The sequence below is a fragment of the Pseudoalteromonas translucida KMM 520 genome (assembly GCF_001465295.1).
Classification (GTDB): Bacteria; Pseudomonadota; Gammaproteobacteria; order Enterobacterales; family Alteromonadaceae; genus Pseudoalteromonas; species Pseudoalteromonas translucida.
Genome location: NZ_CP011035.1, coordinates 683,256 through 701,410 on the forward strand (window position 1 = coordinate 683,256; position 18,155 = coordinate 701,410).

Consider the following 18,155-nt stretch of genomic DNA (forward strand, 5'->3'; position numbering starts at 1 on the left):
ATAAAAATATAACTATAAACAGGGGCTAAGAGTGGAAAAAATTTGGCTTAAGCGCTACCCAGAAGGTATGCCTGAAACTATCGATCCTGAGCACTATGCCTCATTACTCGAAGTGTTTGAAAAAAGTTTTACCGATTACAAAGATTTACCCGCATTTACAAATATGGGTAAAACCTTGTCTTATGATGAAATTGATATAGCAACTAAAAAAGTTGCGTCTTATATTCAAAATGATTTAGGCCTTAAAAAATGTGACAAAGTGGCAGTTATGATGCCTAACTTGTTACAAACGCCCATTGCTATTTTAGGTATTTTACGTGCAGGCTGTGTTGTTGTTAATATAAATCCACTCTACACAGTGCGTGAACTTGAGCACCAACTAAAAGATTCTGATACTTCAGCAATTTTTATATTGGCTAACTTTGCCGATACACTGGAAAAAGCACTACCGCATACCGATGTTAAACATATTGTTGTTACCCAAGTAGGCGACATGATGGGTGGCATTAAAAAGCATGTTGTAAACTTTGTTGTTAAGTACATTAAAAAGATGGTGCCAAGCTACACTTTGCCAAATACCATTAATTTTTGCGATTTACTTAAAGCCGACGAAAATGCCTATGTACGACCAGAGGTTAACTTAAGTGATTTAGCTTTTTTACAATATACCGGCGGAACAACGGGTGTATCTAAAGGCGCAATGTTAAGTCACGGTAATATGGTAGGTAATCTTGAGCAGGTATCGGGATGTTTAGACCCAGTGCTTGAGCGTGGTAAAGAAGTGGTAATAACTGCGTTGCCGCTTTATCATATTTTTGCATTAACGGCTAACTGCTTAACATTTATGAAGTACGGCGGATTAAATGTACTTATAACTAACCCACGCGATATGCCTGGTTTTATTAAAGAATTAAGTAAAACTAAATTTACTGCTATTACAGGTGTAAATACTTTATTTAATGGTTTGTTAAACACGCCAGGATTTTCGGAACTTGATTTTAGTCACTTAAAAATGTCATTAGGCGGCGGTATGGCTGTACAACGCCCAGTCGCTGAAAAATGGCAAACAGTTACAAAATCTAAATTAATGGAAGGGTATGGTTTAACCGAGTGTTCTCCTTTAGTTACTGTAAGTCCTTATGACTTAACTGCATATAATGGCTCAATTGGTTTACCGGCTCCTAGTACCGAAATTAAATTAATTCTTGATAATGGGCAAGAAGCGGCAAAGGGTGAACCAGGTGAACTTTGGGTTAAAGGCCCGCAAGTTATGCTTGGTTACTATAAACGCCCAGATGCAACCGCTGAGAGTTTACAAGATGGCTGGTTTGCTACCGGTGACATAGCAACGTATGACGACGAAGGTTTCTTTTATATTGTCGATCGTAAAAAAGATATGATTATTGTCTCGGGCTTTAATGTATTCCCTAACGAAATTGAAGAAGTTGTTGCTATGCACGACGGAGTGCTTGAAGTAGCAGCTATTGGCATCCCTCACGATACGAGTGGTGAACAAGTTAAAGTTTTTGTTGTAAAAAAAGACCCTTCTTTAACTGAAAAAGATATAATAAAACACTGTCGTGATAATTTAACTAATTATAAGGTGCCTAAGCTTGTTGAGTTTAGGGATGAGTTACCTAAAACTAACGTAGGTAAGATTCTCAGAAGAGCCTTGAAAGATTAGCAACCATTAAAAAAGCCGACATATGTCGGCTTTTTTATTGTAGGAGACTAAGTGCAATACCAATTAATTGAAACCCAAAATCAACTTAATACATTTGTTGAGCAAATTAAAAACAAACCCGTTTTAGCCATAGATACAGAGTTTATGCGTCGTCGTACTTTGTACCCAGAAGTTGCACTTATTCAAGTTTATGATGGCGAGCATTTAGCACTTATAGACCCACTGGCAGAACTGTCATTATTCGATTTTTGGCAAATTTTAAAAGATCCTGTTGTTTTAAAAGTATTTCATTCTCCTTCAGAAGACATAGAAGTTTTTCAAAAGTACGCAGGGTTTGTTCCTTCCCCGTTATTCGATACTCAATTTGCACTGCAAATTTTAGGCGAAGGAAACTGCATGGGCTTTGCCCTAATGGTAAAAACCTTACTGGATATTGAAATAGATAAAAGTGAATCACGCACAAATTGGTTGCAACGCCCATTAACAACTAAACAATTAGAGTACGCTGCTGCCGATGCCTATCATTTATTACCCTGTTTTAATCTTATTATTGACAGTGTAAAAGCCGCCGATTTATTTAATATTGTTATTAGCGAAAGTGAGTTAGTAGCTAATAAGCGTGAATTTCAAACCCCAGATGAGCTGCTCTATAAAGACATTAAAAATGCGTGGCAACTCAGACCACATGAACTTGCAATATTAAGAGAGCTGGCAGTATGGCGTCGAAATAAAGCAATTCGTAAAAATTTAGCACTTAACTTTGTATTAAAAGAACATAATATGACAGAAATTGCTAAACGAGGCCCTGCCAGTTTAAATGCATTAAGGCAAATTCCGGGCGTTGAGGCGATAGAAGTGAACCGCTCGGGAGTCGAAATACTAAAGTGTATTGAACAAGCAAAAGTATTGCCTGAGGAGCAACACCCGGCAATTTTAAAGCGTTTAATAGACTTTCCTAGTTATAAAAAAGTAGCGAAAGAAATAAAACAAAAAATTAATAAAGTTGCCAAAGAACATAATATTCCAGAGGATGTAATGGCTTCTAAAAAGCAGGTTAATCAACTGATTAGTTGGAATTGGAAGTTATCTGCAACACAAAAAGAGCAGCATATTAAACCAGATTTGCTTAGTTCTTGGCGCTATTCTTTTGTAAAAGATACACTAAAAGAATGGGATGTTTGATCGTATTTAAGTCTCTTGGTTAGCTTACATAGGTAACTTACTTAATAGTGTAGTGAGCTAACAGGTATAAATACTAAGCTGTTATAAGTACACCTAATATTGGGTGGCAGTTATAATAACTTTATTAATTTATTTGCTATTCATCGAGTGGTATTGTGTATATGCCACTGTTATTAAAGTGCTTTTTATGAAAGTTGAAACAATAAAACGTAAACTACTAGAACTGTGTAAACCAGCTTGGATATTAGCCATTTTGGTTGCTTTTAATGGTTACTGGTTAATTAAACCGGTTGTTGCACGTATGCTCGAAATGCTACCAGGTGTATTAAACTGGTCGCTCGATTGGTTAAATTTAATTGATAAAATAGGAATAACAGAACTACCGCGCTTTATTTTAGGTGCAGGCTTAATAATAATGTCGGTTGGCTTAGCTTTAAAAGCACGTTTAGCGTGGGCTTTTTCACTGATATTATTAATAGTGGTTGCGGTTATTAGTATTTCATCGTCAAGCTCTGGGCTAATATTATTGTCTTACACTATGGTTGTGAGCATGCTATTACTCGTATATTGGAAAAGCTTTGATGGCTCTAGTATTACCGCAGGTAGTTTGTTTGCTCTAACCAGCACAGGTGCATTAATGCTTTATGCTGTGTTTGGCACTTTGTATTTAGGCAGCGAGTTTAGTACCCCTATTACCGATTTACCCACTGCATTTTATTTTTCTATTGTGAGTATGTCGACGGTAGGCTATGGCGATCTTTACCCTGTAACGTCTACGGCGCGACTATTTACAGCATCAATTATTGTTATGGGTATTACCGTTTTTGCTACTTCTATCAGTGCTATTATTGGCCCTGTGATTGGTGGTAATCTTAAAAAAATTGTTAAAGGTAGGATTTCGAACGTAATGAGAAAAAATCATTTTATTATTTTAGGTATTTCACCCACCGCACACAGTGTTTATGCCGGTTTGGTAGAGCGTGGCGATGCAGTTACTTTAGTGTGCCCAACAGGGTCTGAACACGAATACCCGGTAGATGCAGACATTGTTTATGGCGACTCAAGCTCGGCAGATATCTTAATAGAAGCGGGCGCTAAAAAGGCAAATTATATTTTAGCGTTACGTAATGATGATGCTGAAAATGCGTTTAGTATTTTAGCGGCTAAAGAAGTTGCTGGCGAGGACACCAAAACAATTGCTTTGGTTAATTCAAGTAAACATATTCCGCAAATTAAGCGCGTAAAACCTGACGTAGTATTTTCATTGCAATTACTCGGCAGTGAGTTGTTAGTGAGAACCCTAAAGGGTGAGACTATTGATAATAAACTGATCACTAAATTGTTCTTTGGTGATGAAGAATAAGCCTGGCTAAAGCGCTATTTTATTAAGAATAAGCGCTCGTAATTACTGAGTTATAAAACGCTTAAATAGAGTAACTAAAAAGTATTGTGACCCAATAAAGTGCTATTTTGCATTGGCTCCTGGGTCACAAAATTACTTTCCTACCGTAGTTATTGTGCCATTTCCTGTAAAATCACATCAAGATTAGCTTTAGATTTAGCAACACTTTGCATTGGCGTTAAACCATGCGGGTATTCTTCTTGCTCTAATACCAGCCATTGAGTACCGCCGTGCTGAATTAATGACTTTATCAGTGACTGCCAAGAATAACTATTTTCACCAATAATAGGACTTAGACCATCATTTTTATGGGTGCGAATTTTTAAATGGGTTGATATTGTACGTTGCGGATAATTTTTCACGTAAGTGAGAGGGTTCTTCCCTGCATAATTAACCCAACCAATATCGAGTTGCAGTGGCATATTAGCCGGTGTTTGGGTCGCAATGTAATCCCAATAAGTAGCGCCTTTATAATGGTTAAACTCTTGATCATGATTATGAAAGCCAATCTGCATATCGTAACGTTGGGCTATATTATTTACTGCAATTAGTTGCTTGGTTAAAGCAATTACACCAGTTGGGTGCCATGCGCGTTCATCCCATGGTACAAATAATAACGATACGCCTAAGGTTTTATAAAATAGAAGGGTGTCTGAAATGCTCTCATTCGTTAGTACTTCAAAGCCAATATGCGCACTGCTAGCAACTAAATTTAAATCACTGAGTTTGCGTTTTAGCTTGCTCGGATCATCGCGGTAACTACCAAAATCACCGGCAAACTCTACACCTTGAAAACCCATAGCAGAGAGCGACTGTAGTGTACCTTCAAAGTCTGCCTTTAATGCATCTTTAACCGACCAAAGCTGTACACTTACAGGCGGGAGTGCTTTTGCTGTTTTAGCACTCACTTGCAACGCACTGCAGCTTAGCGTTACAACACCAATAAATAGCAACGTTTTTAGTTGCCAAAATTTTGTATTAAACATCACAAAATACCTATTAAATAAGCAAAGAGGTTGTTCGCTCTTTGCTTTCGTTTCTTTTATGTAGCCATCGTTAGATTAATAGCATTAATTTAAATCAGTCTTTATAAGCGTATTCGCTTAAGCCTAGTTCTGCTAACACATGTTCTAAATGTGCTTTGGCTTCATCGCTAGGGCCAGGGTAATCACCAGCAATAGGTACATTACCTAAGTAACCGATATCTTTACAGCCTTGTGGCGTGCAAAAGTAAGCACCTAACACCAAGTTTTTAAAGCGTAAAAAAGCATCACTTATACGTTGAAACTGAGCGGGTATATCTTCACTAACATAGGCAATATCATTTAATATAGCGGTTTGTTGCTCACTATTTAATTGCACAAAATTAGTTTTAAAACGAAGTGCTGCCTCATCGTCAATCCACGCTAATCCATGCAGGATAGCGACTCTATCTTTTTGCTGGCCGTTATAAGGCGCGCTTACCCATTCATTAATTACACTTGGTACCTGCACTTGTGAAGCACTTGGATTATTACCCTCTTGCGGTACTATGTAATCTGCAAGTACAGCGACGAGTGTCAGCTGGGCATTAGTTAAGGTGAGCGGCCAAGGCGATTCTGGTGGGAGCACCATATTTGGATCTGTACCATAACCTTTACCTGTTACTGGGGCTATGTCTATATCAGGCCAATGGCCAGCTTTGCTCATAGAACCATCGAGTGCTTTAGTGCAACCAGCACTTAGTGACACGGCCGATCCTGCGGCGAGTAGCCCAAGCCATTTTAATGATTCACGACGTGACATTCCAGAAGCGTATTTGTTAGAGTTGATGCGATCTTGTGTATCCATGTTATAGCACCCCTTTTTCAATTTGTTTTGCAAGCCACGTTGAGTTACGCATTGCGAGTGTCATTATTGTTAAAGTACAATTTTTATGTGGATTTGATGCAAATACACCGGCATCCATAATAAATAGGTTTTCGCATTCCCAGGTCTGACCCCATTGATTAGTAACAGACTCTTTTGGCGAGCTACCCATTCTGGTAGTACCTACTTCATGAATAATTTCACCACCTTTAGAAATCGCTTTTTCTGCAGACGGTAATTTACCGACCTTAGCACCCATATTTTCTAAAATTTGTTTTGCTGTTTTTAAGCCGTGTTCAATTTGCTTAAGCTCTCGGTCTGACCATCTAAAATGGAATTTAGAAACGGGGATCCCCCATTTATCTTTAACGGTTTCGTCAATTTCCATGTAAGTGTCTTTGTTTGGGAGCATCTCGCCACGCAGCGCAAAGCCAACATAAGAGCCATATGCATCACGAACTTGTTGCTTAAGGGCAGGCCCATATCCTTGTTTATCACCCGACACACCTGAACCTGGCTGATTAAAGCCGCTACTTATTTCAAAGTGGTAGCCACGTGGAAAGTCAAGCTCACCTTTGGCATGTGCTTTGTGTCCCCACCAAGGAATAAACAAGTGGTTGCCAGTATGGCCATCTTCGTTATAACGCGGGCGTCCTTTTAAAGCCGGAATTTGCGCGCCTAACCAAGCACCAGTAGAGTCCATCAAGTTACGGCCTACCTGATCGCTCGAGTTAGCTAAACCTTTAGGGTGTTTGGCTGTTTTAGAGTTCAGCAAAATACGCGCTGATTCACATGCACTGGCAGCAAGAATTACCACATCAGCTGAGAGAGTATGCTCAGTTACAGATTTTTTCTCAACATAGGTCACACCCGTTACTTTACCAGCGTCATTTACCGCGACAGATTTAACCATAGCGTCGGTAACAATTTTTAAATTACCGGTCGCCATTGCCATAGGTAGTAGGGAAGTTGTGGTTTGAAAAGCAGCACCAATAGAGCAGCCGCTACCACAAGGTGTCGCATAAAAACACGCCATGCGATCATCTTTATTACGTGTAAGTACGGCTCTGTGCATAGGGACTGCAGCAATACCTAATTTTTTAGCACTGGCTGCAATTAGTAACTCCGGCACTCTGGGTGTTGGTGGCGGCTGTAAAACACCGGGTGCAGAAGGAGGCATATCGTCTAAACCTGTATTAGTTCCACAAATACCAACGAGTTCTTCAGTTTTGTCATACCAAGGTGCAATATCTTCATACACAAACGGCCAATCGGCGCCTTGGCCGTCTTGACTCTTACCTTTAAAGTCGTGTTCACTAAAGCGCAACGAATAGCGTCCCCAGTGATTGGTTCGCCCACCGAGCATACGTGCTCGCCACCAATAAAAATCGGTACCTTTGGCATTTGTGTAGGGCTCGTCTGGTACTTGCCAACCACCATCTACGGTAGCATCGTAAAAACCAAAGCTTTTATCTTTAGTGCCTGCTCCCATTAGAGGGGCTTCGCTATTGCGGCGAAACATTGGGCTTTCCGTTTTCGGATCGTAGTCTCTACCAGCTTCTAATAATAAAACTTTATGGCCCAGTTTAGTTAATGTATAAGCGGCCATTGCACCGCCAGCACCCGAACCAACAACCAGTACTTTATGATCGAATTTAGACATAGTTATAGCTCCTTAATTTTTATATTTTTAAACCAAACTTTGTCACCATGATCTTGCAGACCAATATGCCCTTGCTCAGCCGTTGCAAAGTTTTCCCACGTAGCAAATTTACTATTGGCCACTAAGGTGTTCCAGGTAGTACTGCCAATTACAATACTGGTAGTGCTGATACCGTTTTGCCAGACCTGTAAGTGCATATCCTGCATGCGAATACGTACATGGTTCCAGTTATTTGCAAGTTTATGAGCTGCTTTTGGTGCTGCAAAAAGATCGTAAATAGAGCCAGATAAATGAGAATCTATTTTATTATCTGAGTGTTCTACATTATCTAAAATTTGAATTTCTGGCGCATGGGAATAGATCATACTGCCAGTTTCGTCGGCTAATACAAAAATACCGCTGTTGCCTTTTGTAGAGATCTTCCAATCCATTTGTAATTCGTAGTCGCGGTACATTTTTTTAGTGAGAATATCGCCGCCACCTTGCGTTAGGGTCATGGCGTTATCTTCAATTTTCCATGCTGAGTTAACCGTGTCACTTTTAAAGTTACGCCACATAGACATATCTTTACCATTAAAAAGTGATTGCCAGCCGGCTTTTTGCTCTTCTATGGTTAGTTGGTTATCTGGTGTATGGGCATAAGCACAGCTACTAAAAGCCAGTGCAAGTGACAACATTTTGAATGATTTAAGCATAATGTAACCTCGTTTATTTATTTTTAATGGTTGCTAGACGCGTTTTTTAGCGTTTTATTTTTATTCATAACCAGATGAAACCCAGCAAAAACCACAATTAATATAATAGGGAAAATAAGCAGGTTTCCTAACACTGTTTGCCCTGCTAATACTTGAGTTTGCTGCACCGTTAAGTTTGCCGCTTCGGCTTCTTTACTTGCGGCATCAATCCAATGACCGATTACCGGGTTCCACATGCTAACTGCAAACATGCCGGCACCGCCCATTAATGACATACCCAAAGCGCCTGTTTTAGGGGCGAATTCTGCAACGCAGCCAAGCATGGTGGGCCAAAAGTAAGTGACGCCAACGGCAAACATTGCTGCTGCAAAGTAAATAGCGTTACCTTGCACTTGGCTCATTAAAAATATTCCTGCGGTTGCAAAGATTGCTGATCCAAGCAGTACCCCAGTTGGGCTAAAACGATGAACAATTGGCCCTGCAAAAAATCTGCCTGTAGCCATAAGGCCAGTTATAAGCGCTAAAATCACCATAGGTGAAGCACCCGAAGAGCCTAAAATCTTTTCTATCCATTGTTGTGTGCCAAACTCGGTAATGGCAGTCACTGTCATACAAACAATCAGGAATAAATACACAGGTGATAGTAGATTTTTTAGGTTTTTGCTGGTTGAGTTTACTTGCATATCAAACTGTGGAAACTGTGATTTGAGTATCATCACACCATATATAATGGTTGGAATAAGAATTAATGCCACTTGCCATTGCCAGTTTAATCCTACAGCAGTCATAGCGCTTGAAGCCAAAGCTCCAATTACGATGCCACCTGGAAACCAAACGTGAAAACGATTGAGCATAGTGGTGGTGTTTTTTGGAAACATTTGAGCAATTAGTGGGTTACAGCCAGCTTCAACAGAGCCATTAGCAAAACCAATTAAAAAGGTAGAGACTAACAATCCCCAAAATCCGTCTGCGGTAATGGTTAAAATGAGCCCAGCAAAGTGACAAACAAAAGCCAGTGCTACAAGTCGTTTAGCTCCAATAGCATTATATATAAAGCCGCCGACCATGGTGGCAACCGGGAAACCTAAAAAGGCCATGGCGTTAACCCAACCTAGCTGAGTGCTAGTAAGGCCAAACTGTTCACCTAGTTGGCCTAATATTCCGGCGCGGATCGCAAATGTCATTGAGGTAACAATTAATGCAATACAGCAGAGCCTAAATACTAGGCGGTTGTTATTATTATTATCATTCATTAGCGATATCCTATTTAATACCTAAAATGCGATTGTTACGTTGGGTATCTGTTTCAGCTCGACTAAAATCGTCGAATGCCTTATCAGTTGGGCGGATCAGATGGTGTTTAATAAATTCAGCCCCTTCTTTTGCGCCATCCTCTGGATGTTTAATACAACATTCCCACTCTAAAACAGCCCAGCCATCAAAGCCGTACTGAGTTAATTTGCTAAAAATACTTTTAAAGTCAATTTGCCCATCACCTAAAGAGCGAAACCTTCCTGGGCGGTCTTGCCAGTTTTGATAGCCGCCATATACGCCAGAGCGACCGTTAGGAGTAAATTCGGCATCTTTAACATGAAATGCTTTTATCCGTTCATGGTAAATGTCTATAAATGCAAGGTAATCAAGTTGTTGAAGTACAAAATGACTAGGATCATAAAGAATATTTACGCGCGGATGATTATTGGTTGCCGCTAAAAAGCGTTCAAACGAAACACCGTCATGTAAATCTTCACCAGGGTGAAGTTCAAAGCACACGTCCACACCCATTTCGTCAAAGCAATCTAGTATAGGCAGCCAACGTTTAGCTAATTCTGCAAACCCTTGTTCAACCAGTCCTTGTGGACGTTGCGGCCAAGGATAAAAAGTATGCCAAAGTAATGCCCCAGAAAAAGTTGCATGGGTTTTTAATCCCAACTTTTGGCTTGCTTTGGCTGCTAGCATTAATTGCTCTTTTGCCCATACGGTTCTTGCTGCGGGGTTACCTTTAACTGCTTGCGGCGCAAAATTATCGAACATTTCATCGTATGCTGGATGTACTGCGACTAACTGCCCTTGCAAGTGAGTCGACAACTCTGAAACTGTAAGCCCTGCGTCTGCTGCAATACCAGTTACTTCATCGCAGTATTGCTGGCTTTGAGCTGCTTTTTTTAAATCAAATAGGTCAGAATTTGAAGTTGGCAGTTGAATTGCCTTATAACCTAAGTTACTCGCCCAGTGGCAAATGTCTTTAAAATTATTGAATGGCGGTTTATCTGAGATAAATTGTGCTAAAAATATCGCCGGTCCTTTTATTTCTTTCATTATTATTTTATCCAATTTTAAAAGTATGCCATTTGGTATCTTGTGCTGATGCAGACACCGCATTTTCAATAAATGCCATGCCACGAATTGCTTCATGAATACCGGGTACATCAAACTCGCTGTTTACTGTTGTCAGCCCTGATTTACTGGCTTGAACTTGCTTCGCAAAATTTACATAAATATTAGCGAACGCTTCAAGGTATCCCTCAGGGTGGCCTGCTGGAGTGCGTAATGCATTTGTGGCAGCGTTACAAAGTGGGCCAACACCAGCGCGTAACAAAGTAGCTGGAGCGTTATGGCTTCTTAACCACAAGCTATTAGGCTCCATTTGTGACCATTCAATACTGGCCTTATCGCCATATATACGCAGGGTAAGGTTGTTTTCTTCGCCCAAGGCAATTTGGCTGGCAATTAACACACCTTTACTGTGATTGTTAAAGCGTAGCAATACAGTGCCGTCATCATCGAGAGTTCTACCGGGGACAACGTGATTTAAATCAGCGCATAGTTCAGTAATTTCTAGGCCACTTACATATTCGGTTAAGTTGGCTGCATGGACCCCAATATCTCCCATGCAACAACTAATACCTGATTTGCTAGCATCTAAACGCCATTGTGCTTGCTTAGATGTTTCATCATCGCTATTGGCTAACCAACCTTGGTTATATTCAACAATTATTTTACGAATATTGCCAAGCTCGCCATTGGCAATACGATGGCGAGCTTCTTTAACCATAGGGTAACCTGTGTAGGTGTGGGTAAGCCCGTATACAACATGACTACTATCTAGCTGTTTTTTTAGTGCTAACGCTTGTTCTAAATTAAGAGTAGCGGGCTTATCGGAAAGTATATGAAAACCATATTGAATAGCGAGTTGTGCAATAGGAAAATGTAAATGGTTTGGCGTTACAATAGCGACAAAATCGATACGTTGATCTGCTGGTAATAATGACTCTGCCTCAAACATGGCTTGATAACTTGCGTAGCAGCGAGCGGGATCTAAGCCAAGCATTTGTCCTGCAGCCATGCTCCGTGCTGAGTCTGAACTAAAAGCACCGGCCACTAACTCTATTAATCCATCTAAACGTGCTGCAATACGATGTACAGCCCCTATAAAAGCACCTTCGCCGCCGCCCACCATGCCCATACGTATTTTGTTACTATTCATGGAAAAGCTCCTTTTAGTAAATAAGATTACTAAAGTAAGTTAAAAACATGTTATTTATAATAGGGAAATGAAATGTTAAGTGATAATAGTAATTCGGTTAACAATGAGACAAAATCGGCGTTTGCAAGATATAAATAAATACGCGTAGGGGCGCTAAATAGCACAATGGATGAAGATAAAATTATAACTAAAGCGGGTATACACCAATTAATAGCCGCATTTGACCTACTACCTGATATTTTGTTTTGGGTTAAAGATACGCAAAGTAGAATTTTACATTGCAATCAACATTTTATTGAGCACCAAGGATTTAAGTCACTTGATCAAATTTTACTAAAAACTGATTTTGACTTTTCCCCAAAGCATCTGGCTTTTCAATATGTAAATGATGATAAACGGGTTATGCAGGGTCATGTTGTTACCGACAGACTTGAACTTAATCAAACACTAAGTGGTGAATTAGCGTGGTTTTCTACTTCTAAACAGGTACTTAGAGGGGATAATGATACTATTTTAGGCACCTATGGCGTAACTCGTCACTTAGAAAAAACATCTAAAGCATTATCTCATGTTAGGGTAATTGAAGAGCCCGTTGAATACATCAGAAAATACTATCATCGTACAATAACTATTGATGAACTCGCTACATTAGCGCACCTTTCAGTAAGTGCATTAGAGCGGCGTTTTAAAAAACATCTAGCTAAAACGCCGAATCAATTTATTAACGAAATCCGCCTTGAAAATGCACGTAAGCTGTTAGTTGAAACACGCTTACCTATTTCACAAATTGCCTATCAATGTGGTTTTTCGGAGCCGAGTTATTTTAGTAAGCAATTTAGGCGGTTGTTCGGTGAAATACCGTCTCAATTACGTAATAAAATAGAAGATTAAAGTATTTTATGGTTGTGTTTTGCTAATTGAATTGCACCTTGCTCAGGAGTCGATTTAGCTTTGCTAAGGTACTGTTGTGTTTGTGCAGTTAACCAAGGCGTAATTTTTACTGCTGTACCACCGATTAAAGAAACCCTGGGGTAACCCATACTCACTAGGTGATCTACATAGCGGGTTATAAATTTAGCGGCATATTGTAAAAGTGATTTAGCATAGGGATCATCAGGCATAGAAAACACTAAAGGAGCAAAACTGGCAAAGTAAGCAGGCTTTGCTTTAAGTGCTATTTGAGTGATGTCGCTACTAGAGGTACAGTTAATTTGTGCTAAAAGCGCATTAATTAATGGGCTAGTTGGTAACAAACCATCGGTTACTTCTAACGCATAGCGAAATAAGTTTAATCCTAACCATCCGCCACTTGCACCATCGCTTAACAGTAAGCCATAGCCACCAAAGTCTATGCATTTATTAGATTTTTTAGCTCCTGCACAAAATCCAGTACCTAAAATAATTACGGCTCCAGGTTCATTAAAATGAGCCCCTTGGCAGGCAATATCTATGTCTGTGGTTAAGCTCAGTTCGGCAAATGGATGTTGCCAATCGCGCATTACTAGCATAGCGCTTTTTATATTCGCTCCAGCAAGTCCAGCGCAAGCCACAATGGATGATATTGCGGTGGTAGGTAAGTTTGCTTTGCTTAATACTGTATGTGTTGCTGCAATAATTGACTTTTGCGCCACCTCAATAGAAGTGGCAATATTTGCAGGCCCACTTATAGCTTCAGCTAATAGTTTACCTTGGGCATTTTCGAGCCTAACTTTACACTTTGTACCGCCACCGTCAATGCCTAAAAATAGCGCAGTAGATGTATTATCGTTCATTCTTTTTTCCTATTATTTCAGCAAGAGTGCGCACTGCTAAAGGATCTAAATACCCATCTTGTTTATATACAGCAGAGTGCACATGCAGCGAAACTTGATTATTGTTATGTGTTGCTATTTGCCACAGTTTAGCTGCATTACTGCAAGTAACTCCACCACCAATAACGACCTCTATTCGATTGTCAGCAAAGTTTATTAGCGTTTTTAAGTGTTGTATATTTTGTATTACGCTAGTGTTACTAAGCCACTTTGTTCCGTTAGTTAATACACGACTAATGCCAAGTTCTATGAATAAATTGAGAGCGTCTTGCCAGTTTTCAATACAATCGAATGCGCGATGAAAAGTAACACTGAGGTGATATTTTTGTGCATGTTTTACCAGTGTTCTAGTGGTTTTAATATCGAGTTTACCGTGACTAATAGCACCAAATACAACTCCTGTTGCACCTAACTTAGCCGCACTTTCAATTTGTTCTAACATAGTAGATAGCAGTGCTCTATCGACTTCAAATAAATTGCTAATGGGTCTTATCATTACTAATAAGTCACCGTCATGTGGCATATTTTCACGGGCAACCTTAATCGCTGCAATGCTAGGAGTTAGGCCATCAAGATGCATGGCACTACACAGTTCTACTCTGCTTGCACCACAGGTAAATGCAATGTGAATATTACTAGCTAACTTATCAAGTTCATCTGCGCTTAAGCAGATTTCCAAATTATTACGCATTGTTGAGCCTATCATTTCTTTAAAAAATCCGATTAGCAAATAAATCGAAAAGTGAATGCTTATCAAAAATTGTAATATAAGATATTTAAATCAAAGTATTACGATTTAAATAGGTGTCGCTCAAAATAACAAACAGAGCATGGATACTATAAACCAGGTTGAGATTAATAAAATCTATTTATTAGTAAACGCCGATTTTTTACTAGTGTTCACCGAAATACTATTATCACTTTTTGTACTGTATCCCTATCCTGAAACGCAGCTTAACAAAATGTTAACTCGTACAAAGCAAAGCTGTGGAAGTATATAACCTAAGCGTTAATTGCTGGCGAACACTATTTGACAACACTTATAATACTACTGGAGATAACAATGGTTAATAATAACAGTGGAAAAATAATAAAAAACGCCTCAGGATTTAAAAAACAGAGAACACACCGCTCTCCTGCATCTTTATTCAAAGCATCATTAATTAGTTGCGCTGTTTTAGGCGTGCTTTCATCTAATGTATATGCAGAAACGACTGATGAAGAAATTGAAGTAATCCAAGTAAGAGGAATTTACTCGAGTACAGCTAAAAACTTATTGCTTAAGCGTACATCAAATTCTGTTGTTGATGCTATTACCGCTGAAGATGTGGGTAAGTTTCCAGATAAAAACATTGCAGATTCTCTTCAACGTGTATCAGGGGTAATGATTGACCGAAGTGGCGGTGAGGGAAACCGCGTTAGTATTCGTGGTACCTCATCAGACTGGACGTTAACTCAATTAAATGGCAACTATATTGCCTCGTCAGATTCTGGCGTTCCATCGCGCAGTTTTAACTATGCTTTATTACCAGCAAATATGATTAGCAGTGTTGAGGTTTATAAAAGCCCCGAAGCACGAATAGATGAAGGCGGAATTGGTGGCACAGTCATTTTACACACGCGAAAACCGTTAGAAATGGAAGCTAATGAAGGCGTTGTTAGTGCCGAATTTACTTATGCGGATGTTACTGAGAAAACAGAACCACAGCTTAACTTACTGTATTCATGGAAAAATCAAGAATCAACATTTGGTATTCTTGCTGGGTTTACACGACAAGATAGAACAGTAAAAACGATTTCGAATGATGCGTTACATTGGCGATTACACTCAGATACAGTTGAAGGAGCAGAGCGTCCTGCAATAGTGGATCAGGCAACCGGGGAGGTTTACAATAATGTCTGGGCGCCTAGAGCTATGGTTGTCAATAATTCGACTCAAGATCGTACTCGTGATGGTTATCAGCTAGCAGTGCAGTGGACCCCGAGTGCAAATTTAGAGTTAAACCTAAATTATTTTGGGGCTAAAGTAGGCTACGATGAAGCCGGGCAAGGTATTACTTTTGCAGAGTGGAACGATAACCATAATCCATATTTTGGTGTGCAATTAGACGGTGATACTGTTATTGGTTACGGCAATGCAGATAATGGCCTGCTCAATGATCAAAACTGGGGAGATGCCGATGTTAATAATGGTGTTGCTATACGCCGTGGTTTGTTATCGCCGCAATTAACAGGTCGTGAAAAAATTGGTGAATCAAATTCAGATACCTTTGATTTTGAAGGGATCTACCATGGCGACACATTTACAGCATCTTTTAAAGTAGGTCGCACCCAAGCCGAGGGTGGTACCTCAAAAGAAACATACGCCAATATAGATGCCCGTCAAGGCTCAGTAAATAGCTGGCATTGGTCAACGGTTGGTGGCAAGCCCAGTTACGACATTTCAACAGATCTGGCCTCGGATAAAAAAGCATATCAATACTATGATTGGTTTGACTCATTCTCATCTGAAAATAAAGACACTGAAGATTACGTACAAACAGATATTAAGTTCGATGTAGACAGCAGTATATTCACCACTATTTTCACAGGTGTTAAATATCGAGATCATCAAATTGAAGGCTTAAGAAATGACTTCCGATGGGATGATGGTATAGCTGATAACGGTGGTTATCGTGGCTATTTACCAGGCACAGAATGGTTTCATAACCCTGACTTTCACCCAGATCCTGAGTCACTCGTTAGCGATAACGTGGTTGATAACAGTGCGGGTAATACAGGAGCATTTGATTTTCTTGCACTAGATTTTGCAGCAATGAATGCCTATCTTCTAAATAACTTCACTCAAACAGTGGTTCCTACTTTAGCGGGTACTTATACGTTAGAAGAAAAAATATGGTCGGCTTATGCTCAGTCTAATTTTGAATGGCAAGATTTTAGAGGGAATATAGGTGTAAGATACGTTAAAACAGATTTATCAACTCTTACTTACGATGATGTAATTGGTCAAGATGACGATAATATAACACCTAATAATCGCAGCAGTAATAACAGTGAGTTTTTACCTAGCTTTAACTTAGCATGGGATGCAAGTACTGATATTGTGGTTCGATTTGCTGCTGCACGTACTATGTCTCGAGTAAGTTATGCTGATTTGAGTCAAGCTGAGTCTTATGGCCCGCCTGTAAATATTAACTCACCAGACTCATGGACAGGTAGAGGTACGGGGACAGCTGCTAATACTGGTTTAGAGCCTATGATATCAGATCAGTTTGATCTAGGATTTGAGTGGTATTACGGTGAGGGTTCGGCGCTAGGAGCGACTTTATTTACCAAAGATATTGCTAACTTGCCAATTTCCAGTGTAGAAATTGTGCAGCGTGAACATGCTTGTTGTAACGGCCCAATTGAGGTGGAAATGAACACCAAAGTTGGTGGCGGTGATGCAAGCTCTGACGGAGTAGAACTTTTCTTCCAGCACTCATTTGAAAGTGGCTTTGGTGTACTTGGAAACTACACATATACAGAAACCAGCAGTAGTAAAGTATCAACTGACGGCCAAGTAACTGAAGCTGAAATTCCGGGTACGGCTAAGCATCAATATAATCTTTCAGTTTACTTTGAAAATGATGACTTTAGTGTACGAGCATCTTATAACTGGAAGGACGACAGGGCTAATGGTATTCATCAAGGCTATAACTTATATACTAAAGCATACGGTCAATTAGATGTTAACGCTGGTTATAATATTAATGAAAGCCTTTCAATCACGGCCTCTATTGTTAATTTAACTGAAGAGCTTGAAGAAGGCTATTGGAAACAAAGTAACCGCTTTACTTATAATAAATATTCAGGCCGACGCTTTTACTTAGGTGCAAATTATAAATTTTAAATAAGCTATTTTAATACTGAACCAAGAAGAGCCTAAGTGGCTCTCTGTTCATATTCAAAATATAATACTAATTTAACCAGAATCTAGGCTAATTTAATTAAACATATGGTCATTCTATTTGTAATTAATATAAGCCAATAAATTTTAAACTTAAAAATAAAAAAGCCGTTCACTTTAATGAACGGCTTTTTTGCTAACAGTAATTTAATGCTTAATTACTGCCTTATACTTTTGGCTCTTCGTCAGGCAAGGTTACGTTTAGCTCAAGTACGGCTAAGTCATCTTCGTTCTGATCAAATTGAACTTGGACTGCGTCACTGCTCACGTTAACGTATTTACGGATCACATCTAAAATATCTTGTTTTAATTGTGGCAAGTAATCCGGCGTTCCTCGTTGAGAACGTTCGTGCGCGACTATGATCTGCAATCGCTCTTTTGCTAATGACGCACTGTTTTTCTTTTCTGAGCGGAAGTAGTCAAGTAAAGACACG

15 protein-coding genes are annotated in these 18,155 nt (G+C 39.5%); 5 read left to right on the top strand and 10 right to left on the bottom strand.

Annotated features, from left to right (window positions below):
- Positions 1–31: 31 nt before the first annotated feature.
- The 3 genes from fadD to kch all read left to right on the top strand — a co-directional run bounded on the left by fadD (position 32) and on the right by kch (position 4,229).
- Complete coding sequence (fadD, locus tag PTRA_RS18485; protein WP_058375088.1) at positions 32–1,684, top strand: long-chain-fatty-acid--CoA ligase FadD; 1,653 nt, start codon at positions 32–34, stop codon at positions 1,682–1,684.
- 51 nt (positions 1,685–1,735) lie between these two features.
- Positions 1,736–2,866, top strand: a complete 1,131-nt coding sequence (gene rnd / locus PTRA_RS18490) for a ribonuclease D (protein ID WP_058375089.1) — start codon at positions 1,736–1,738, stop codon at positions 2,864–2,866.
- Between the two features lie 187 nt (positions 2,867–3,053).
- The gene (kch, locus tag PTRA_RS18495; protein ID WP_058375174.1) at positions 3,054–4,229 is read left to right on the top strand and encodes a voltage-gated potassium channel protein; all 1,176 of its coding nucleotides are present in this window, start codon (positions 3,054–3,056) and stop codon (positions 4,227–4,229) included.
- 149 nt (positions 4,230–4,378) lie between these two features.
- Here kch and PTRA_RS18500 read toward each other — a convergent pair whose 3' ends face one another.
- The 7 genes from PTRA_RS18500 to PTRA_RS18530 all read right to left on the bottom strand — a co-directional run bounded on the left by PTRA_RS18500 (position 4,379) and on the right by PTRA_RS18530 (position 11,961).
- Positions 4,379–5,254 (bottom strand): sugar phosphate isomerase/epimerase family protein, encoded by an 876-nt coding sequence (locus PTRA_RS18500; protein WP_058375090.1) that lies wholly within the window; start codon positions 5,252–5,254, stop codon positions 4,379–4,381.
- Between the two features lie 94 nt (positions 5,255–5,348).
- Positions 5,349–6,098, bottom strand: a complete 750-nt coding sequence (locus PTRA_RS18505; RefSeq protein ID WP_058375091.1) for a gluconate 2-dehydrogenase subunit 3 family protein — start codon at positions 6,096–6,098, stop codon at positions 5,349–5,351.
- A 1-nt stretch (position 6,099) separates the two neighbouring features.
- Positions 6,100–7,779 (bottom strand): GMC family oxidoreductase, encoded by a 1,680-nt coding sequence (locus PTRA_RS18510; protein ID WP_058375092.1) that lies wholly within the window; start codon positions 7,777–7,779, stop codon positions 6,100–6,102.
- A 2-nt stretch (positions 7,780–7,781) separates the two neighbouring features.
- Complete coding sequence (locus PTRA_RS18515; protein ID WP_058375093.1) at positions 7,782–8,474, bottom strand: 3-keto-disaccharide hydrolase; 693 nt, start codon at positions 8,472–8,474, stop codon at positions 7,782–7,784.
- 23 nt (positions 8,475–8,497) lie between these two features.
- Positions 8,498–9,727, bottom strand: a complete 1,230-nt coding sequence (locus PTRA_RS18520; RefSeq protein ID WP_058375094.1) for an MFS transporter — start codon at positions 9,725–9,727, stop codon at positions 8,498–8,500.
- 10 nt (positions 9,728–9,737) lie between these two features.
- Positions 9,738–10,793 (bottom strand): sugar phosphate isomerase/epimerase family protein, encoded by a 1,056-nt coding sequence (locus tag PTRA_RS18525; RefSeq protein WP_058375095.1) that lies wholly within the window; start codon positions 10,791–10,793, stop codon positions 9,738–9,740.
- Between the two features lie 7 nt (positions 10,794–10,800).
- On the bottom strand, positions 10,801–11,961 hold the full coding sequence (locus PTRA_RS18530) for a Gfo/Idh/MocA family protein (RefSeq protein WP_058375096.1): 1,161 nt from the start codon (positions 11,959–11,961) through the stop codon (positions 10,801–10,803).
- A gap of 165 nt (positions 11,962–12,126) precedes the next feature.
- On the opposite strand from PTRA_RS18530, the gene PTRA_RS18535 reads away from it, so the two are divergent.
- A complete protein-coding gene (locus tag PTRA_RS18535; RefSeq protein ID WP_058375097.1) occupies positions 12,127–12,852 on the top strand; it encodes an AraC family transcriptional regulator in 726 nt (241 codons plus the stop codon).
- Here PTRA_RS18535 and PTRA_RS18540 read toward each other — a convergent pair.
- Positions 12,849–13,733: a glucosamine kinase nucleotide-binding domain-containing protein gene (locus tag PTRA_RS18540; RefSeq protein ID WP_058375098.1), complete on the bottom strand. Its 885-nt coding sequence runs from the start codon at positions 13,731–13,733 to the stop codon at positions 12,849–12,851. The genes PTRA_RS18535 and PTRA_RS18540 overlap by 4 nt on opposite strands.
- Entirely contained in the window at positions 13,723–14,463 is a 741-nt protein-coding gene (locus tag PTRA_RS18545; RefSeq protein WP_058375099.1) for a copper homeostasis protein CutC, read from the bottom strand. The genes PTRA_RS18540 and PTRA_RS18545 overlap by 11 nt, the downstream gene beginning before the upstream one ends.
- A gap of 372 nt (positions 14,464–14,835) precedes the next feature.
- On the opposite strand from PTRA_RS18545, the gene PTRA_RS18550 reads away from it, so the two are divergent.
- A complete protein-coding gene (locus PTRA_RS18550) occupies positions 14,836–17,664 on the top strand; it encodes a TonB-dependent receptor (protein ID WP_058375100.1) in 2,829 nt (942 codons plus the stop codon).
- A gap of 223 nt (positions 17,665–17,887) precedes the next feature.
- Here the strand turns inward: PTRA_RS18550 and minE are convergent, their stop codons facing one another.
- Positions 17,888–18,154 carry a cell division topological specificity factor MinE gene (gene minE / locus PTRA_RS18555; RefSeq protein ID WP_024604840.1) on the bottom strand — a complete coding sequence of 89 codons (267 nt, stop codon included), beginning with the start codon at positions 18,152–18,154 and terminating at the stop codon, positions 17,888–17,890.
- Between the last annotated feature and the right edge of the window lies 1 nt (position 18,155).